General features: G+C 51.9%; 20 protein-coding genes and 1 other annotated feature. Of the genes, 10 read left to right on the forward strand and 10 right to left on the reverse strand.

Features of this window, described 5'->3' with window-relative positions; all coding sequences use genetic code 11:
• Window position 1: 1 nt before the first annotated feature.
• Together BQ7364_RS01645 and BQ7364_RS01650 are read right to left on the reverse strand one after the other, a co-directional pair.
• Window positions 2–475, reverse strand: a complete 474-nt coding sequence (locus tag BQ7364_RS01645; RefSeq protein WP_072683091.1) for a potassium channel family protein — start codon at window positions 473–475, stop codon at window positions 2–4.
• On the reverse strand, window positions 469–864 hold the full coding sequence (locus tag BQ7364_RS01650; RefSeq protein ID WP_072683092.1) for a hypothetical protein: 396 nt from the start codon (window positions 862–864) through the stop codon (window positions 469–471). Before BQ7364_RS01650 ends, BQ7364_RS01645 begins: the two co-directional genes overlap by 7 nt.
• A 329-nt stretch (window positions 865–1,193) precedes the next feature.
• Between BQ7364_RS01650 and BQ7364_RS01655 the strand changes: the two genes are divergently transcribed.
• The 3 genes from BQ7364_RS01655 to tnpA all read left to right on the forward strand — a co-directional run bounded on the left by BQ7364_RS01655 (window position 1,194) and on the right by tnpA (window position 3,709).
• Window positions 1,194–1,751, forward strand: a complete 558-nt coding sequence (locus BQ7364_RS01655) for a TetR/AcrR family transcriptional regulator C-terminal domain-containing protein (RefSeq protein WP_072683093.1) — start codon at window positions 1,194–1,196, stop codon at window positions 1,749–1,751.
• 92 nt (window positions 1,752–1,843) lie between these two features.
• The gene (gene fucO / locus BQ7364_RS01660) at window positions 1,844–2,995 is read left to right on the forward strand and encodes a lactaldehyde reductase (RefSeq protein WP_072683094.1); all 1,152 of its coding nucleotides are present in this window, start codon (window positions 1,844–1,846) and stop codon (window positions 2,993–2,995) included.
• Between the two features lie 246 nt (window positions 2,996–3,241).
• Window positions 3,242–3,709, forward strand: coding sequence for an IS200/IS605 family transposase (tnpA, locus tag BQ7364_RS01665; RefSeq protein ID WP_072683095.1), 468 nt, complete (start codon window positions 3,242–3,244; stop codon window positions 3,707–3,709).
• Between the two features lie 430 nt (window positions 3,710–4,139).
• Here tnpA and BQ7364_RS01670 read toward each other — a convergent pair whose 3' ends face one another.
• From BQ7364_RS01670 to BQ7364_RS17890, 4 genes are read right to left on the reverse strand one after another with little or no spacing between them, the layout of a single operon-like run.
• Window positions 4,140–4,403: a hypothetical protein gene (locus tag BQ7364_RS01670; RefSeq protein WP_072683096.1), complete on the reverse strand. Its 264-nt coding sequence runs from the start codon at window positions 4,401–4,403 to the stop codon at window positions 4,140–4,142.
• Window positions 4,404–4,409: 6 nt separating this feature from the next.
• Window positions 4,410–5,123, reverse strand: a complete 714-nt coding sequence (locus tag BQ7364_RS01675; RefSeq protein ID WP_072683097.1) for a response regulator — start codon at window positions 5,121–5,123, stop codon at window positions 4,410–4,412.
• Entirely contained in the window at window positions 5,120–6,619 is a 1,500-nt protein-coding gene (locus tag BQ7364_RS01680; protein WP_229100751.1) for a sensor histidine kinase, read from the reverse strand. Before BQ7364_RS01680 ends, BQ7364_RS01675 begins: the two co-directional genes overlap by 4 nt.
• Window positions 6,620–6,648: 29 nt before the next feature.
• On the reverse strand, window positions 6,649–6,939 hold the full coding sequence (locus BQ7364_RS17890) for a hypothetical protein (protein ID WP_159432743.1): 291 nt from the start codon (window positions 6,937–6,939) through the stop codon (window positions 6,649–6,651).
• Between the two features lie 38 nt (window positions 6,940–6,977).
• Between BQ7364_RS17890 and BQ7364_RS01685 the strand changes: the two genes are divergently transcribed.
• Window positions 6,978–8,015, forward strand: a complete 1,038-nt coding sequence (locus BQ7364_RS01685) for a diguanylate cyclase domain-containing protein (RefSeq protein WP_072683098.1) — start codon at window positions 6,978–6,980, stop codon at window positions 8,013–8,015.
• Between the two features lie 64 nt (window positions 8,016–8,079).
• Window positions 8,080–9,543: a hypothetical protein gene (locus BQ7364_RS01690; protein ID WP_072683099.1), complete on the forward strand. Its 1,464-nt coding sequence runs from the start codon at window positions 8,080–8,082 to the stop codon at window positions 9,541–9,543.
• A gap of 332 nt (window positions 9,544–9,875) precedes the next feature.
• Here BQ7364_RS01690 and brnQ read toward each other — a convergent pair whose 3' ends face one another.
• The 4 genes from brnQ to BQ7364_RS01710 form a co-directional block, all read right to left on the reverse strand.
• Window positions 9,876–11,186 carry a branched-chain amino acid transport system II carrier protein gene (gene brnQ, locus BQ7364_RS01695; RefSeq protein WP_072683100.1) on the reverse strand — a complete coding sequence of 437 codons (1,311 nt, stop codon included), beginning with the start codon at window positions 11,184–11,186 and terminating at the stop codon, window positions 9,876–9,878.
• Between the two features lie 40 nt (window positions 11,187–11,226).
• Window positions 11,227–11,461: a binding site (T-box leader), on the reverse strand.
• A gap of 283 nt (window positions 11,462–11,744) precedes the next feature.
• Entirely contained in the window at window positions 11,745–12,638 is an 894-nt protein-coding gene (locus BQ7364_RS01700; RefSeq protein ID WP_083538358.1) for a carbohydrate kinase family protein, read from the reverse strand.
• Window positions 12,639–12,804: 166 nt separating this feature from the next.
• Entirely contained in the window at window positions 12,805–13,233 is a 429-nt protein-coding gene (locus BQ7364_RS01705; RefSeq protein ID WP_072683102.1) for a hypothetical protein, read from the reverse strand.
• Complete coding sequence (locus BQ7364_RS01710; protein WP_072683103.1) at window positions 13,230–13,433, reverse strand: helix-turn-helix transcriptional regulator; 204 nt, start codon at window positions 13,431–13,433, stop codon at window positions 13,230–13,232. The genes BQ7364_RS01705 and BQ7364_RS01710 overlap by 4 nt, the downstream gene beginning before the upstream one ends.
• Before the next feature lie 398 nt (window positions 13,434–13,831).
• Between BQ7364_RS01710 and ispF the strand changes: the two genes are divergently transcribed.
• The 5 genes from ispF (at window position 13,832) to gluQRS (ending at window position 17,505) form a co-directional block, all read left to right on the forward strand.
• On the forward strand, window positions 13,832–14,314 hold the full coding sequence (ispF, locus tag BQ7364_RS01715; protein ID WP_072683104.1) for a 2-C-methyl-D-erythritol 2,4-cyclodiphosphate synthase: 483 nt from the start codon (window positions 13,832–13,834) through the stop codon (window positions 14,312–14,314).
• Window positions 14,311–14,610 carry a hypothetical protein gene (locus BQ7364_RS01720; protein ID WP_072683105.1) on the forward strand — a complete coding sequence of 100 codons (300 nt, stop codon included), beginning with the start codon at window positions 14,311–14,313 and terminating at the stop codon, window positions 14,608–14,610. The genes ispF and BQ7364_RS01720 overlap by 4 nt, the downstream gene beginning before the upstream one ends.
• Before the next feature lie 357 nt (window positions 14,611–14,967).
• Complete coding sequence (locus BQ7364_RS01725; RefSeq protein ID WP_072683106.1) at window positions 14,968–15,462, forward strand: RNA polymerase sigma factor; 495 nt, start codon at window positions 14,968–14,970, stop codon at window positions 15,460–15,462.
• 3 nt (window positions 15,463–15,465) lie between these two features.
• A complete protein-coding gene (locus BQ7364_RS01730) occupies window positions 15,466–16,320 on the forward strand; it encodes an anti-sigma-V factor rsiV (protein ID WP_072683107.1) in 855 nt (284 codons plus the stop codon).
• Window positions 16,321–16,578: 258 nt separating this feature from the next.
• The gene (gene gluQRS, locus BQ7364_RS01735) at window positions 16,579–17,505 is read left to right on the forward strand and encodes a tRNA glutamyl-Q(34) synthetase GluQRS (RefSeq protein ID WP_072683108.1); all 927 of its coding nucleotides are present in this window, start codon (window positions 16,579–16,581) and stop codon (window positions 17,503–17,505) included.
• Window positions 17,506–17,529 lie beyond the last annotated feature (24 nt).

The following is a 17,529-nucleotide window of genomic DNA, read 5'->3' on the forward strand; positions in this document are numbered from 1 at the left end:
TTCAATTTCCTCCTTCCTGACCTGTCTGATTCAGACTGGCCGGATTGTTTAACAGCCGTTCGATCGCCAGAGACGACAGCGCGGTCGGACAGATCGTCTGGATCCCGAATTCCCGGTAAACACATTCCCGCTGCGGATCATACAGCCGGCAGATCACATGCGGCGTCTGGAAGCATTCCCGGGCCAGCTGCGCGATCATGATGTTGGTATTGTCGTTGTTGGTGACGATGACCAGATGATCCGCCCGTTCAATTTCAGCCTGCTTCAAAGTGGCGGCGTCCGTCGCGTCGCCGACTAACGTCAGTCCGGCGTAGGCCGGCGATAATTTGCGGAACGCCGCTTCGTTCTGATCGATCAGAATTACGTTTTTGCCCTCGTCCGATAATTGGTCGGCCAGCGTGGAACCCAGCCGCCCGCAGCCGACGATCACCGTCAATTTGGATTTGCCAAGCCAGTTGACATGAATACTTAACATGAATGTTTCCTCCTTACTACATGACCGATCCCTTTTTCGTCATAGACGATCTTCCATGGATTCCAGGCTGGAACGCTCTGACAGTCGCCTGGGGAATAAGCGAAATTCCCCTGATCGGTAAACGAGGCGCACAGCTCCAGATTGCAGCGGGCCGGGATATAAGTGGGATCGAGGGCCGCGGCTGCCCGGAAATGTTTCATGGCGGCAAACAGCTCATGATGGCTGGCCAGCAGGATGCCCATCAGGTTGTGCGGGACCGGCGAATGAGGATGCATGCGCATCGCTTCGGCGATTTCGTGTTCTCCGCCGGCGTAATTCTGCAGCCGGACGGCAGTCCGGATACTTTCCGTTAAGGCTTCCAACGTCATGGGATTTGCGATTTCATTCATCATGAACACCTCCGCTTCATCTTGACGGGAATAGAATACCGTGAAAGCTGTGAGTTTTGTGTGAGAAAGAACCGGCGGCGTGTGAGAATGGCGTGAGGATGAGATCCGGTTCAAGGATAAAAAAGCTGGCGGACAAAAGAAAAAGACAACATCTGCCGGGGGTTCCCATCGGATAAAACGCGCGTCTTTCTTTAAGCCAGAGCGGGAAGGTGAGGAAAAAGAACGTTGACAAATAAGAAAATCAGGAAATCGGCGGAGGCGGCGGTTGACGGAGAGCACGTTTTTTTTTATGATGAAAGCGAACAGGCAAAGCGAAAGGATGAGTCAGGATGGCGGAAAAGGAAATGATGAAGTACCGGCTGGCCGAGGCGATCAAGACATTGATGGAAACGGAACCTCTGGATAAAATCACCGTGCGGGATATTGTGGAGTCAGCCCATACGACCCGGCAGTCGTTCTACCGGCATTTTCAGGACAAATACGATCTGGTTAACTGGTATTTTGAACGGCTGGCTCAGAAGTCGTTTAAGCTGATGGGCGTCCAGTACACGCTGCGGGAAGGCTTGTTAAAAAAATTCGAATTTATCCGGCAGGAAAAAACATTTTTTTCTCAGGCTTTTCGTTCGCAGGACTACAATTCGCTGATGCACTATGATTATCAATGCATTCTTGATTTCTATACAAAATGGATCGAACAGAAGACGCAGCAGCCGCTGACGCCCCAGATTCAGTTTCTGCTTGAGATGTATTGCCGGGGTTCGATGCAGATGACGGTGAAATGGGTGATTCAGGGGGCAAAGGAAAGCCCGGAAACGATCGTGGATTTGTTGATCGACGCTCAGCCGGAAAAGCTGCGGGCAATGCTGCGGGATACAGAACTGGAATAAATCCGATTGTACCATTTTTGTCAAAGTGTCACTTGAATCCTTTGTTAATTTATTTACAATTAAAGTAAAGAAAGCGAAGGAGGAAATCAAATATGGCAAATCGCTTTATGTTAAATGAAACAAGCTACCATGGCTACGGCGCAGTCAACGAAATCGTAAACGAGGTGAAAAGCCGCGGCTTCCGCAAGGCGCTGATCGTCACCGATGCGGATCTGGTCCGGTTTAACGTCGTCAAAAAGGTCACTGATCTGCTGGATGCGGCAGGGCTGCCGTATGCGATCTATGATAAGGTCAAAGCCAATCCGACTGTCGATATGGTCAAGGAAGGGGTCGCGGCTTTCAAGGAAGCCGGCGCGGATTATCTGATCGCCATCGGCGGGGGTTCGCCGCAGGATACCGGCAAGGGGATCGGCATCATCATCAACAATCCGGAATTCGCCGATGTGGTCTCCCTGGAAGGCACGGCCGCTACGAAAAATAAAGCAGTGCCGATGATCGCGGTGGCGACGACTGCCGGTACGGCCGCGGAAACGACGATCAACTACGTCATTACCGACGAAGCCAGGCGCCGGAAGTTCGTCTGCGTGGATCCGCATGATCTGCCGGCTGTGGCGATCGTCGATCCGGAGATGATGTCAAGCATGCCAAAGGGATTGACGGCTTCCACCGGTATGGATGCGCTGACGCACGCGATTGAAGGGTATACGACGCTGGCTGCCTGGGAGCTGGCGGATACGCTGAACCTGAAGGCGATCGAGCTGATCGGCCGTTCGCTGCGCGCTGCGGTCAACAATGATCCGAAGGGCCGCGAAGACATGGCGCTGGGTCAGTATATGACCGGCATGGCGTTCTCCAACGTCGGTCTGGGCGTCGTGCATGGCATGGCGCATCCATTAAGCGCCTTCTACGGCATTCCGCACGGCGTTGCCAACGCGGTGCTGCTGCCGTATGTCATGGAGTTCAACAAGGATTACACCGGCGAGAAATTCCGTGAAATTGCCCGTGTCCTGGGCGTTAAGGGAGTCGACGCGATGAGGGAAGACGAATACCGTCAGGCGGCAATCGACGCGGTGCGTCAGTTGTCTCTGGATGTCAACATCCCGCAGACCCTGAAAGAAATCGGTGTTCAGGAAGAAGATTTGCCAGCGCTGGCAGAAGCGGCGATGGCGGACGTCTGCACCGGCGGCAATCCGCGCCCATGCACCTTTGAGCTGGTGCTGGAGGTCTATAAGAAAGCGTTCTGAGAGGCCGGCTGAATTTCCTGCGCTTTTAGAAATGGCCTGTATCGTTTGAAGCGAGCGTCAGGGATCAATGAAGAATTGATTGAAAAACACCGGGATTGTCAAACCCCGGTGTTTTTTTCATACGAAGTGGATACCACGTGCTATGCGCGTGGTGCCAGAGCTTAAAGTGTTAAAAAAACAAATACCCTCCGATATAATGAAGAAGGTCTGACAGCCAACAACAAAATAAAGGAGGGTATTTGTCAAATGAATGACAAAAACAGTTTATCACACACGACATGGCGATGCAAATATCACATCATCATCGTTCCAAAATATCGAAGAATGGTGATCTATAACAAATTGAGGTTGGACATCGGAAAGATTTTGAGAATGTTGATCGAAAGAAAACCGGGATGCAAGATATTGGAAGCGGAAGCGTGTCCAGATCATGTGCATATGTTGATCGAAATACCACCGAAGTATGGCATCTCAGAGTTTATGGGATATTTGAAAAGTAAATCAACATTAATGATCTTTGAACGACATGCCAACATGAAGTACAAATTCGGGAGCAGAAAATTCTGGGCAAGAGGGTACTATGTGGATACGGTAGGAAAGAATGAAAAAGTAATCAAAGAGTATATTCAAAACCAGTTGCAGGAAGACAAACTGGCAGATCAAATGAGCATGAAGGAATTTATCGACCCGTTTACGGGTGAGCCGGTGAAATAAAGCAATAGGGAAGCCTCTTTGAGAGGCAGCTGGAGAAAGTGTTGCAGCTGTCAGGCTTCAATGGGCGAAGGCCCAGTGCAACAAAAGGCCCTTATAGGGCCAGAGGATACCACCCGTTTTACGGGTGGTTTTGATGGCGATTTTTACATTATGCTTTAAAAAGCAAAGCCGCTGGGGATAAGCTGGATGAAAAAAGACCGCCGGAAACGATCCATTTCGTTTCCAGCGGCCTTGATGCAGTCCTGATCGACCACTTTCTTTGCGCTCGTTTTAAAGGCGCGTTTTTCTGAATTTGCCGGAAAGTGCGTCCAACCGGACATGACGGACTTTTCACGCACCGCAACAACGCCGGATGATTTCCTGCGGCGTGTTCAATCAGGCATTTCGTTATGACCAGCTCTTGTGTCGAACTGTTGCTTTGAAAGTTGAATTATTTATGATTCCAGCCGTAATATTCGGCGTCTTTTTCCAACGAGATCTCGCTCGTTTCCACCGGCTCATAAAGCCAGAATTCCTCTTTGAAGAACAAGGCCTGCCATTCCTCGATGCTTAACGTGAAGCGGCTGTTGGAATTCTGAATCCGGACCCGCCCGTTCACCAGCGCGTAAAACTGCACCTGATCCGCCTGCCGGGTCAACAGGATTTCACCATTTTTCAGCGCGGCCAGCGCTTCCTGTGTTTGTATTTTCTGCATTGTTTTTTATCCTTTCTGCATGTCCTGATCCACCAGCCGGTAGCCGACGCCGATTTCGGTGACGATGTAGCGGGGCTTCGCGGGATTTTCCTCAATCTTGCGCCGCAGCCCGGCCATTAAGGCCCGCAGTGCCTGCGTATCCTCACCATATCCGCTGCCCCAGATCGAGCTGATCAGATAGCGGGTCGTTAAGACCTTGCCGCTGTTGCGCAGAAACAGGCTCAGCAGATTGTATTCCATCGGCGTCAGGTGCAGCGGCTGGCCTCGCAGTGTGACCTGGCGTTTTTCCAGATCCAGCGACAGCTCGCGGACCGTCAGCACCTTCTGGACCGCCGCTGTGTTTTGGCGGAACGCATGCCGGATCGCTACCCGGATCCGCGCCATCAGCTCGGTAGTGGAAAACGGCTTGGTCAGATAATCGTCGGCCCCCAGATCCAGCGCCTGGGCTTTTTCCTGATCCTGATCACGGGCGGAAACGACCAGAATCGGGATTTCCGACCATTCACGCACCTTGCGGATGACATCCATGCCGTCATAATCCGGCAGTCCCAGATCCAGCAGCATTAAATCATAAACATTCGCCGCCAGCAGCGTCATCGCGCTCTGCGCCGTTGCGGCATTGTCGCTGGCAAAGCCTTCGGCGCTCAAGACATAACTGATAAAATTACGAATCTGCGGATCGTCCTCGACGATCAGGATCCGGGTTGTAAACTTGTTCATTGTGATTCCTCCAAAGGCAGCCGGAATGTAAATTCCGCGCCGCAACAATCCGTGCGGTTGCGGGCGCTGATCGTGCCGTGATGGGCCTTGACGATAGATTCGCAGATTGTCAAGCCCAGGCCGATGCCATGCTGCGCGTCCGCCTGACGGGTGCGCGTCGTGTAAAAAGTCTGGAAAATATGCGCGAGGTCTTTGTCCGCGATACCCTCGCCCCCATCCCGGACTGTGAAAACAGCCTCGTTCTGATCACGCCGCAGCGTCAGCGTAATTTCATCCTGCGGCTGAGTATGCTTCAAGGCATTGTCGAGCAGATTGATCAAAACCTGCTGGATCAATTTGCCGTCCATCGGAATCATCAGCACTTCATTCGGAATGGAAACGTTGATCATCCGCTGCGGCGCCCGCTTGGCAATGTGATCGAGAGCGGAAGCGATGATTTCCTCCGCCGCTTCTTTTTCCAGATGCAAATTCAGATGCCCATCCTGAATGCGGGTCAGACTGAGAATGTTTTCCACCAGGGAGTGCAGCCAGTCGGCGTCCTGATAGATATCCCATGCCAGAGCGCGGCGCGGATCGTCGTTTTCGCTCATGCCGAGAATCATTTCCGAGGTGCCCATGATCGCTGAGAGCGGGGTGCGCAAATCGTGGGAGATCGCCCGCAGCAGATTGCTTCGATACCGTTCCTGGGCCGCTTCTTCTTCCGAGCGGATTTTCTGTCTTGCGGCGCGGAAGCGATCCATCGCCAGCGTGATCATTTCGCTTAACGATTGAAGCAGCTGCCGGTCCGATTCGCTCATCGAATTCATGGTTTCCGCCGGTATCCGCAAAACGGCCAGCTGCACCCCTTTGTTCTGTAACGGCAGACTGACGGTTTTTTCGCTTTGATCAGTTTCGCGGCTTTCCTTCCCGGCCGTCAGACCGCCGCAGGGCAGGGAAAGGGCGCTTTGCCCCGGCAGAGCGCGGTAAAGCGATGCCGGCTGTTCGCTTTCGTTCAGGCACAGACAGCTGATTTCCGTGTTCAAGGCGTTGGAAAGAACCTCAGCAGCCAGCCGTGCGATCTGGGGTAATTCAATTTCTTCGTTCAGCCTTCGGCTGAGCGTATAGTAGGTTTTGATCTCCTGTTCCCGCTGCATCGCGCGCCGGGCGCTGAGCTTGGCTTTGGAAGTCAGAGCGCTGGTGATGAAGGCGGTGACGGTCATGATCACAAACGTGATCCAGTAGCTTGGATCATCGACGGACAGCGACCAGTAGGGAGCTGTGAAAAAGTAATTGAAGATCAGCGTGGCGGCTAACGACGCCAGGACGCCGTAACCGTAGCCGCGGGTGATCCAGGCCGTCAGCAGCACGGCGAGCAGGTATAACAGGACGATATTGGTTTCCGGGAAACCCAGCTGGCGGAATACCAGGCCGACAACCGTCGCGGCGCAAAGCAGTCCCAGCATCTGCAGCCCATGCCGCAGCGTCGCCCAGAAAATCGAAATCCGGGAATTTGACATCTCGCTCATCTCCTGGTACTGATTGTAGCTTAAAAAGCGGAAACTGTCCATTTCTCGCTTTCCCTTGAAAGTTGCGGAAGCGGCATCGGGAAGTTGGCAGGCCGAGCCTGATTTACCCCGGGCAGATCCGGAAGCCGGCGGGCAGCGCCGGATTTACCGTTCTCGTTAAAGACATTTATCCGGAAGTTCGTTATAATAGAAACAGCTGATTCAAAAATCGAACAAAACAAGTTTTTGAAAACGCACAGAAGCGATAAAATTTCAGGATATACCGAACGACAGGCCGGGAATTTCATTGCCCGGTCGACCGGATGAAACATGTTTGTAAGCAAGGCTGAAAAATCAAGGAGTTGATCGCATGGAAAATCTGCCTTCCCCCGAAACTTTTTGCCGGTATCTCTGGCATGAATATCTGGAAAAACAAAATTATACTTTATTGGATCATTGTTTTCTGCCGGAAACGACAATCATCGGTACCGGCGAACATGAGGTCAGCCGCAGTTTTGAGATGTTCGTGCAGAAGATCGCCGCGGAAATCAGCGCGCGGACAACGGCGTTTATCATTGAGGATCAGTGGTATCAAAGTCAGCCGGTCAGCGCCGACTGCACGCTTGTGATCGGCGAGCTGCGGGTTCGGGAACAGACCGAGAATCCGCTGGAATTCATCGGCCGGTTCCGCTTTACAATACTTTTGCGTCAGATGGGCAATCAATGGCGGGTTCTGCATGTACATCAGTCGGTTCCTGATCCGGAACAGGGGACGGATGAATTTTTTCCGCACCGTCTGATGGAACAATCCAACCGTCAGCTGAAACAGCTGGTGGAAGAGAAAACACGTGCGCTGGAGGAATCTTACCGCCGGATGGAATACAATGCCCGGCATGATTCGCTGACGCGGCTGCTGAACCGCCGGTGGGTTGAAGTGCAGATCAGCGCGGCGATGCAGGAAGGCCGCCCGGGCGTCATGATCATGCTGGATATCGACTGGTTTAAGCAGATCAATGATACGATGGGACATCCGCTGGGCGATCAGGTGCTGGAAACGCTGGGCCAGGCGATCCTCGCCGTTTTTCCTGACGCCTTAAGCGGACGGATCGGCGGCGATGAATTCATCCTCTATCTCAGATCGGACCGGGATCAAATCAATCCGCTTTCCACCACGGGGATCATAGAGGAAACCAACCGGCTGATGAGTGTCTGGGAAACGCTTCGAAAACAGAAAGGGCTGACGATTCCTGTCAGCGCCAGTCTGGGCGCCGCCCGGTTCCCGGAGCAGGGACAACAGTTTGATCAGCTCTGGTACCATGCCGATCAGGCTTTGTATCAGGCCAAAGCTGCCGGCCGGGGGTGTATGCGCTTCAGCGGGGAAAAGGATGAACCCTTGAATGGATTGTAAGAAAGAAATCAACTTGAATGTGGAATGTGGGTCAGCCGCGCTGATCTCAGGGAGGAAATCAGAAATGGAATTGTGGAAACAGATCGAACTCTGGAACGAAAACGGACAATACACCCAAATCATTGATGCCATCGAAGCGCTGGAAGAGGCAAAGCTCACGCCTGAACTGATCAGCGAACTGGCGAAAGCGTATAATAATGCCGCGGACGTGAATGACCGGGCAAATTTTGAGAAAGCGATCCAGCTGTTAAAGAGGGTCGAAGAACCGTTGGGAAAGGAGCATACCTGGAATTTCCGGATGGCTTACGCCTATTATTATCTTGATCAGGAAGGCCCGGCGCTGACCTATTTTGAACGGGCACTAAACGCCCGGCCGGGCGATGAGGATACGCTGGCGTTGATCGAAGATTGCCGCAGACGCTTAGCTTTACCGCGCTTTGAGAAGCCGTTTCGGCAGCGGGTGCAGGAGAGCTGGCAGCTGTTTGAGCGTGAAGAACAGGTGCTGCGGGTGCGGAGGCGCAATCGGGTTGAGGGTGAGGAAATCATCAATCAGACAACCCGGCTGCTTCATCCGGCATTTTCAGAGATCGCCTTTGAGTTGGGATGCAATCAGGATCGTTATGATCTGATATTGACGCCTGAGGGCGACCGGGTACGCTTGATAGCGCTGGATTATTATCAGAAGCAGATGCCGGAGAGCTTGAAAAAACGCTGGAATGTGATGATCGGCCGCCAGCCTGCGCTCAAAGCGGCGCTGCGGATCGCGGGCCGGGAGCTTTCGGCGGACGAAGTGCAGGTGTGGATTACAGAGCACACTGAAAAAACGGTGTCGCTGGCGGTCTGCTGCCCGGCACTGGCAGAGCTTATGGCGGAAAATGAAAATCAGGTCTGGTGGATTTTGTCTGTTTTCATTGATCAGACATTGGGCGAGATTGCCGCGATGTCGGTGATTGACGAGGTCAAGCTGTACTCGCAGCCGCAAAGTGATGCGGGGATAACACTGGCGGAACTGCCGGAGGCTTTGCGTGAGATGGGGCTGGATCTCAGCCGCGATCCGGCGCGTGTACTGAAGAGCTACACTGCATATCGGATGGAGCCGGACGAGAAACGCCAGGAACAGGTGCGTGGGGATGTGACGGCCGGTTCGACATGCTGCCCGGTGCTGATCCAGCAGTATTTGCGTGGGATAACGCAGGCGGTTGATGATCTGCATAAGGACGGCATCGCCGCCGGCTTCTTCTATTATCCGATCGACGGGTTTCAGGGGGAAGACCGGGCGAAAGCGATCCTGGATTTCCGCGATGAATTGGAAGCGAAGATCAGCGAAAGGGCCGGGATGGACGCCGCAGCCTGGCTGGGCGGGGCTTCCGGATTGAATTGTGGATATCTGGACTTCATCGCCTGGGATCTCAAAGCGGTACTGGACGCGGCGGTGGCCGTATTTGCCGAAGCGCCGGTGAAGTGGGCCGCCTTTCAGACTTTCCGCGTCAACGTCGGCGGAATCCTGTTGAAAAACGACGAGGAATAAGCGGCAGCGGCCTGCCTGAACTGCCTTTTTGCGAATAGGAAAACGAAAAGCTGACTTCCGGATGATCGGGGAAAATCAGCTTTTTTTAACACAACCTGCCAGGGTGATAACTGGATATGGAAGATCACTGTGCAGTAGTGGCACAAGCATCAAAATTCTAACCGAAGGCAAAGTGATTATCGTGATGTAATGGATGAAGAAAGCTGGGGGAAAACAACAGACAAAATAGGAAACAGAAATCAAGAAAAGTAGTATATCAGGACGTGCTTGCCCATGAAAGATAAGTCTGATTTATAAAACATGGCGCTTCCTGTCTGATTGTTAGAAAAAGGTTAACGCCTTGCTTTCTTTCTTCTGCCCAGAATCAGCGAAAGGCCAAACATCACTATTGCGATGCAGATCCAGCTCAGTGACTGCGAGGCCAGCGGCAGACTTTCCAACAGCTGGGTCAGTCCGGGAATTCGTAAACCCAGGGTATCCAGCTCAGCCAGAACGCTGACGACACCCGTGCTGAACACAGTCAATGGATAGATCAGGCGGTTATCCTTATATAAAGGATCGCCCAATCCCAGCAGGATCAGAACCAGCGCCATTGGATAAATCATATTCAGCACCGGAACGGAGATCGACAGAATCGCCGATAACCCAAAATTGGAAACGCCCAGCGCGAACAGCGTCAGGAATAACAACCATTGAGAATAGTTGATTTTCGGCGTCAGTGAGGAAAAGAATTCGCTGCAGCTGGTTAACAAGCCGACGCAAGTCGTCATACAGGCCAACAGGAAGATCAACGCCATGACCCAGCGGCCGCTTTCGCCAAACAGCGAAGTGACGGCCAGCGTCAGCGTCTGCGCACCGTTAGCGCCGATCGGCATGCCGGAAAGGGAAGTGCCTAACAGCGTTAACATGATGTAAATCACGGCCAGAATCAACCCCGCCAGACAGCCGGCTTTCATACTGGTGGACATGACTTCCTGATCGTCGTCAATCCCCAGCGCGCGGATGTTCAAAGAAACGACAATGCCGAAATTGAGGGCTGCCAGCGCGTCCATCGTCAGGTAGCCTTCTAAAAATCCCTTGATTAACGGCCCGGATGCATAATCGGGCTGCGGCAGGGCCGGCTGTCCTAACGGATGCAGCAGCGCGGCGGCAAAGACGGCCACAATCAACACTAACAGCGTCGGCGTCAGGAGCTTTCCCAGCCGGTCGATCAGCTTGCTTGGATTGCGGGAAAGCAGCCAGGCGATCAGGAAAAATACGCTCGTAAACAACAGAAGGGAAAGCTGCGGGGAGCTGCCTTCCGGAAGCAAGGGCAGGATCGCCATCTCAAAGGGCAGCGTAGCTGTCCGCGGCGTTGCCAGCAGCGGTCCGATCGACAGGTAGATCAAAACCGCGAAGAACAGTCCGAATCCGGCATGAACCTTCTGGGCCAGAACATCCAGACCATTGAAGCGGGACACAACGGCGATCCCCAGCACCGGGAAACCCACCGCGGTGATCAGAAAACCGATTAACGCCGGCAGGCTCTGCGTCCCGGCATTTTGTCCCAGGAAGGGCGGGAAAATCAGATTGCCAGCCCCGAAAAACATTGAAAACAACGTCAGGCTCAGCAGGATCAGATTCTTTTTAGAACATTTTTTCATAAAACTCTCCTTCCAGTTCGATCCACAAAAAAACCGTCCAACAAAGGACGGCTTGACCGCGGTACCACCTTGATTCCGGAAAATTCCGGCTCTTTTCCCATCTGTCAATGGGCTGTGTCTTTAACGGGATCAGCGTCCGGCACTTCTTACTGTCAGTTCAGAAGGCTTCTTCAAGAGGACTTCGGCTGGAATTCTGCCTGCCGGCTTACACCTGGATCCGGCTCTCTGGTGAGGTTCAGAAATTTCCGTCTACTTATTCTTGTCATCGAATCTATACCCTGATTGTATTCAATTTCCGCAGGATGTCAATTCTTTTGTGGAAGATCGACAAAATATTGGTCATGATTTACCGCTAATCAATCAGAATTGAGGTGAACCTCTTGATTTTTCTGGCGGAGATAGTCCTAATCCTCTAACCTTGTCATACTGAAGGAATAGATGCAGGATAATCCCGGTTTTCAATCCCCTTGATCGCACCTTCAATCAAGGATAGCGATTAAAATTGAAGGAAACGGAGTTTTATCAATCTTTCTCATTTGGCTTGGCTTATCTGCCGATTTACTGGGGTTGGGAAGCGGTTCGGGGTTTCAGCTGACATAGCTTTTCTGACAATGCGGCAGGCTCCTGCAGCACGATTGCCGCCGCGGCCAAAGCGGGATGCAGACAATGCTCGATCGGTTTCTTTTGCGTCAGACCTAAGAGCAGTCCGCTTAAAAACGCGTCGCCGCAGCCCAGCGGATAAGCGCCGTCCTTCTCCGCTGGATACGGGCGAATCCCATCCAGCGTTACTAACAGCGCGCCATCCTTATCCAAAGTAATAATGATCCAGCTGACGCCTTTTTTCAACAGCGCTTTCGCAGCCTGCGCCATCGGGACTGAGCCGGCGTAAGCTGTCATTTCATCACGGTTGAGCACGATTCCTTCCCATTTGTCCAATGTGGCCTCCGGCGGAATCTGACCGCTGAAAATCCAGCGTGTCTGCGGCGTTTTGGCTAAGAGCGTCGTTAAGAATGTGAGATCGGTCTGATCGGTGATTCCCCAGTCACATTCTCCCAAGACGCAGTAAGGAAGATCTTCCCCTTCGCCATGGAAGAGAAATTCCGGCTGGATGGACGAAAAGTACAGCCCTTTTTCCGGATCGGAAGCCGAGATGAAAACCGGCGTGCTTTGATTGACAACCGGGCCGTAAACGAAACATGTTTTTTTCTGCAGCTCGTTGACGATTGCCAGTCCGGCGTCATCGCGCCCGAACTTGCTGACAAAATGCGTTTCCAGACCTAAACAACCGCAGTTATAAGCGACATTGTGCATTGATCCGCCGAAGCTTCGCACGATCTGCGCTTTGTTGCAATGCTCCATTTCAAAAGTCTGACGGCCGACAACGACAAGATCAATCATTGACGTTCCGATCACGGCGATTCCATTCATGATTCCCACATCCTTTTCCATCATGATAACAGAAAGTCGGCGGAAAGAAAACTGTCAATCCATGCGGAAAGAACGCGAAATTCCGCGGAAATGTTTCGGATTTAAAAGAAAAAAGGAAGTGGCCGGCTTCCCTTGTGAATTTTGAAAAAATCCTGTATTTTTCGTGAGCCTGACTGACTGTTTAGCAACTTCACATTTCTTTGTCAAACTTCACGCGATAGTAAACCGAAATGCCGACGACGCACAGGTAGGCGGCGACCAAGGACAGGATGACAAAGAGATCCGCGTTCATCAGCGCAAACGATACCATTAAAGCACCGAAAATATAGATCATCGCGTCGTAAGCTTTGCCTTTCGCCCGATTGGCGATCTGAACGTTGCGTTCATCCCGCTGATCAATTTCGATTTGCTTCTGAATCTCAGGCGCGTTTTTTAAAGCTTGACGGCTGATCCAGGCGCCTGCGCCATGACCGAAAACGCCGCAGCCAACGCCGATCAAAAGATAAGGCAGAGCGGGCAGATTATCAACGGGAAAAATGGATGTGCGAAGCAGAAGAAAACCAGCGGCAATCAAAAGCAATCCGGCTGCGGCAAGCAGAAGTGCGTTTCTTTTTTTCATTTTGATTCCTCCTCATCAATGAAAACATCTTCAATACTGACGTCAAAATAGCGGGCAATTTTAAAAGCTAACAAAATTGATGGATTATACCTGCCGTTTTCCAGCGAGCCGATCGTCTGCCGGGAAACTTCCAGGGCGGCTGCCAATTCTTCCTGCTTGATGCCGCGCGCTTTACGCAGCGCTTCCAGTCTGTTCTTCATAAACCTCCTCCATTCATGGAAAGCTTGCTTTCCATTATAGTATAGCATGCTTCGTTGCTATGTCAAGCAGACTTTCCATTTTTCCGGGATAGAGAAGGGGTGGAACAAACGAGATTGAAATGGAGCTGGCGGTCTCTGGTGAAGAACATTCTTTCGATCATTTGCTTTTCTGATCTTTAACACTCAGCTTTTAACCGCTGCGCAGGACGTAATAAGGAAAAGTTCTTATAAAATATTTCAGAGAAAGGATGCGATTTTACGCCGTATTCTTTATAATAAAAGAAAGAAGAATTCGTTTCCCATTCCCCAGGGATGAAAATCAAAGATGGATTTCTGAAATACCCGCGGTTTGATCTGGGGATCGGCGTTCAAGAACACAAAAGAAAGAAGGATAAAACATGTTTAGAATTGGGCAGTCCAGCGATATTCATCAGTTGGCGGAAGGCCGCCGTTTAGTTTTAGGCGGCGTTGAAATTGAACACACGAAAGGATTAGTCGGACATTCCGACGCTGACGCCTTGCTTCACGCGATCGCGGAAGCGGTGATCGGCGCTTTAGGCGAAGGGGATCTGGGAAAGCATTTTCCGGATACCGATCCGCAATACAAAGGCATCAGTTCTTTGATTCTGCTCGAACAGGTGACAGAATTAATGGAAAGCAAAGGCTATCGCATCGGCAACGTCGACGCGCTGATCATGATTGAACGCCCGAAGATGGCTCCGCATATCCCGTTGATGCGTCAAAACATCGCACAGGCGCTGCATTGCGCGCAGGATCAGGTCAACGTCAAGGCGACGCGCGGGGAGAAGCTCGGTTTTGTCGGCCGGGAAGAAGGCGTGCTGGCCCAGGCCATCGTTTTGTTGGAGAAAACGGAAGCATGAGTAAATTCTGTCGTTTCTGGCTGCAGCTGAGTCTGATTTACAATGCCATCATCGCGGTTGAGAGTTTGTTTGGTCAGGCCTGGATGATGCTGGGGATCGCGGCGATCAGTCTGTGGTGTCTGACGCTTTTGATGCAGGGACGTTTGTTGGGGTTGCGTTTATATTGGACGATGTGCGCGACGATTTTCCTGATCAATGTTCTGAATCATGTCGATCTGTCATTTAACTTGTTGAATCTGATCGATCCGGCCATGATGACCTTTCTGGTCATGCGCAGCCGGCAGGCTTTCCGATAAACAAATATTCATTACGTTTGTGTCAGGAGCAGAAAAGACCGGGACAGGATGAACATGTCCCGCTCCAGGCATGAAACAGAATCCCCTCTTTTCCGGATCCGGCCATGTTCGCCATGGGAAAAGAGGGTTTTCCATTTTAGCGAGTGTGAAAAGATCGCGGATAGAAGAGCGTTTCCGGTTTTTCTGTTTTCCGCAGCCATCCATAAAATTGGAAATCGTATAAAAAAGAAAACGAAATTCCAACTTTTACCACAGGTTTAACACCTAATTAAGTAGAAACCCGGAAAAAGATCTTTTTCTAAAATCGGAGGTGATATCGCGGCGGCAATCTGGTTTTAGATCGGAAGGAGCAGGCTCATGAACAGAGAAGAAAAAAAGGAGCTGTTGGAAAAAACGGTTCTGGAACATCAGGCGATGTTGTACAGAATCGCCTTTTCCATTGTCAAAGAGGAACAGTCCGCGCTGGACGTCGTACAGGAAACGATCGTCAAGGCGTATTCGCAAATCGGCCAGCTTCGACAGCCGGAATATATCCGGACATGGTTAGTGCGGATCTGCATCAACGAAGCCAACGGAACATGCCGCAAACAGATCACACAACGTCAGCGTCAGGCATCGCTGCAGGAGTATCAGGGGTATACTCAGGATACATCGCCGATCGAATACAGCGATTTGTTTCAGGCCGTGATGGCCTTGGAACCAAAGCTGCGAACGGTGATCATCCTGCGCTTTTTTGAAGAACTGAAATTTGACGAGATCGCGGCCATGACGCAGACCAATGTCAATACGATCAAATCTCAGGTCTATAAAGGACTGGAATTATTAAAAACACAGTTGAAACAGGAGGTGTAGACAATGCAGGAACCTTGGATAGAGGCCAAAGAGGAATATCAGAATCAACCGCTTCCGCCCCAGCTGAACGCACGGGTAAAACAGGCGATTGCTCAGGGACAGAAACAAACGCAAAAACCCCGGTGGGTAATGAAAGGGCTGATCAGCTTTGCGGCCGCGGCGGCTTGTTTTACTCTGATGATGCATGTGTCGCCGGTGTTTGCGCAAAATGTAGCGAAACTGCCGGTGATCGGCGAATTTCTGCGGCTTGTGACGGGCGTGCAGATTGATAAGGAAGATGCGAATGAAGTCATCCACATCACGCTGCCGAAGGTGGAAAACAGCGGCAATGCGGAATTTGAAAAGCGGATTAATCAGCGGATTGAGGAAGAACTGAACCAGCTGTCCGCCGAAGCCCGCGGCCAGGCGGAAGCGCTGAAAAAACAGGCTGCCAGTCAGAAGGAGCCGTATTATCCAGTTGATTTTTATGCCGATTATCATATTCACTACAATCAGGGAACGTTGCTGAGCTTCTCGATCGACACGACAACGACGATGGCCAGCGGGTATGATCAGCGCTATTTCTTCAATCTGGACTTGGAAACCGGACAGGAGCTGACGTTAGCTGAGGCGATAGGCCCGGAGAATCTTGCGGCGGCAGATCAACAAATCCGCGCCCAGATCGAACGCCAGCTGGCTGAAAACCCATCTTCGTTCTTCGATTTTGATGAGGAAGGTGGATATGCCGGACTCAGCGCGAATCAGAAATTCTTTATTAATGAAAATCGTCAGGTTGTCGTTGTCTATGACGAGTATGAAATCGCCCCGGGGTCCAGCGGAACGCCGGAATTTATTCTGAGTCTGCCTTTGTTGAAATAGACAGCCCGGCTCAGAACGGAGGATACGCTCTGCGGCAAATGCAAATCAATCGAAGCTTGGGCTGGGCTTTGTCAGGACCTGAGTTTTGAAGGAAAGAGTAGAAATGAAATAGGAACACGGAAAACAGATCGGAATCGACGGTCTGTTTTACTTTTAACTGAAAAAGTTTTATCATAAAAATATTCAGATCCGGCCGGATGACGCTGATACGGAAAGCTCGTGAAGCGCAGACCGCCGGAGAAGGAAATGGGGAAGGTTATGGGAGAAAAAGGACAAGTCCGGGGACGGTTTGCGCCCAGTCCCAGCGGACGGATGCATCTTGGCAATGTGACGGCGGCGTTGTTAAGCTGGCTGTCCGTGCGATCTCAGCAGGGAAGCTGGGTGCTGCGGATTGAGGATCTGGATCCGCAGCGCAGCCGGCGCGCTTTTGCTGAACAGATCCTGGATGATTTGCGCTGGCTGGGATTGGATTGGGATGAAACACCGCTTTGGCAGAGTGAGCGTACGGCAATCTATGAAGAAAAGCTCGGTGAGCTGCAGAAGAAGAACCTGATTTATCCCTGTTATTGCAGCCGGACGGATCTGCACAGCGCCAGTGCTCCGCACGGAACGGATGGGGAATTGCTTTACAGCGGACGGTGCCGGAATTTGAGCGAACAGGAAAAACGGACGCTTGAGAAAACCCGCCGGCCGGCAATGCGGGTCCGGGTGGACAATCGGGTCATCGCGTTGAAGGACGGACTTCAGGGACAGGGGGTGTCACGATTGGATCAGACCTGCGGCGATTTTATTGTGCGGCGTTCCGACGGCGTGTTTGCCTATCAGCTGGCGGTGGTGATTGACGATGGTCTGACAGGAATCACCGAGGTGGTCCGGGGGATGGATCTGTTATCGTCCACCCCTCGCCAGATCTATCTTTATCAATGTCTTGGCCTGCCTGTCCCCGAGTTTTACCACATTCCTTTGTTGATGAACGAACACGGGCAGCGGTTATCCAAACGGGATCAGGCGCTGGATCTGGGCGAGCTGCGCCAACGTTGGAGTGCGCCGGAGCTGATCGGGAAGCTGGCCTGGCTGACGGGACTGCGCGATCATTATGAACCGATCACGGCCCGGGAACTGATCGGCGAATTTGCCTGGTCGAAGGTCCGACGGGAGCCGATTGTCGTGCCCGCGGATTTCTAATTTGTTGAAAAAAGCAGCCTGAAT

The sequence above is a fragment of the Holdemania sp. Marseille-P2844 genome, from assembly GCF_900120005.1.
Classification (GTDB): domain Bacteria; phylum Bacillota_I; class Bacilli_A; order Erysipelotrichales; family Erysipelotrichaceae; genus Holdemania.

Coding starts and splice junctions, on each gene's coding strand:
- BQ7364_RS01645 (WP_072683091.1), bottom strand. CDS start 475: ATGTTAAGTATTCATGTCAACTGGCTTGGCAAATCCAAATTGACGGTG.
- BQ7364_RS01650 (WP_072683092.1), bottom strand. CDS start 864: ATGAATGAAATCGCAAATCCCATGACGTTGGAAGCCTTAACGGAAAGT.
- BQ7364_RS01655 (WP_072683093.1), top strand. CDS start 1,194: ATGGCGGAAAAGGAAATGATGAAGTACCGGCTGGCCGAGGCGATCAAG.
- fucO (WP_072683094.1), top strand. CDS start 1,844: ATGGCAAATCGCTTTATGTTAAATGAAACAAGCTACCATGGCTACGGC.
- tnpA (WP_072683095.1), top strand. CDS start 3,242: ATGAATGACAAAAACAGTTTATCACACACGACATGGCGATGCAAATAT.
- BQ7364_RS01670 (WP_072683096.1), bottom strand. CDS start 4,403: ATGCAGAAAATACAAACACAGGAAGCGCTGGCCGCGCTGAAAAATGGT.
- BQ7364_RS01675 (WP_072683097.1), bottom strand. CDS start 5,123: ATGAACAAGTTTACAACCCGGATCCTGATCGTCGAGGACGATCCGCAG.
- BQ7364_RS01680 (WP_229100751.1), bottom strand. CDS start 6,619: ATGTCAAATTCCCGGATTTCGATTTTCTGGGCGACGCTGCGGCATGGG.
- BQ7364_RS17890 (WP_159432743.1), bottom strand. CDS start 6,939: ATGTTTCATCCGGTCGACCGGGCAATGAAATTCCCGGCCTGTCGTTCG.
- BQ7364_RS01685 (WP_072683098.1), top strand. CDS start 6,978: ATGGAAAATCTGCCTTCCCCCGAAACTTTTTGCCGGTATCTCTGGCAT.
- BQ7364_RS01690 (WP_072683099.1), top strand. CDS start 8,080: ATGGAATTGTGGAAACAGATCGAACTCTGGAACGAAAACGGACAATAC.
- brnQ (WP_072683100.1), bottom strand. CDS start 11,186: ATGAAAAAATGTTCTAAAAAGAATCTGATCCTGCTGAGCCTGACGTTG.
- BQ7364_RS01700 (WP_083538358.1), bottom strand. CDS start 12,638: ATGATGGAAAAGGATGTGGGAATCATGAATGGAATCGCCGTGATCGGA.
- BQ7364_RS01705 (WP_072683102.1), bottom strand. CDS start 13,233: ATGAAAAAAAGAAACGCACTTCTGCTTGCCGCAGCCGGATTGCTTTTG.
- BQ7364_RS01710 (WP_072683103.1), bottom strand. CDS start 13,433: ATGAAGAACAGACTGGAAGCGCTGCGTAAAGCGCGCGGCATCAAGCAG.
- ispF (WP_072683104.1), top strand. CDS start 13,832: ATGTTTAGAATTGGGCAGTCCAGCGATATTCATCAGTTGGCGGAAGGC.
- BQ7364_RS01720 (WP_072683105.1), top strand. CDS start 14,311: ATGAGTAAATTCTGTCGTTTCTGGCTGCAGCTGAGTCTGATTTACAAT.
- BQ7364_RS01725 (WP_072683106.1), top strand. CDS start 14,968: ATGAACAGAGAAGAAAAAAAGGAGCTGTTGGAAAAAACGGTTCTGGAA.
- BQ7364_RS01730 (WP_072683107.1), top strand. CDS start 15,466: ATGCAGGAACCTTGGATAGAGGCCAAAGAGGAATATCAGAATCAACCG.
- gluQRS (WP_072683108.1), top strand. CDS start 16,579: ATGGGAGAAAAAGGACAAGTCCGGGGACGGTTTGCGCCCAGTCCCAGC.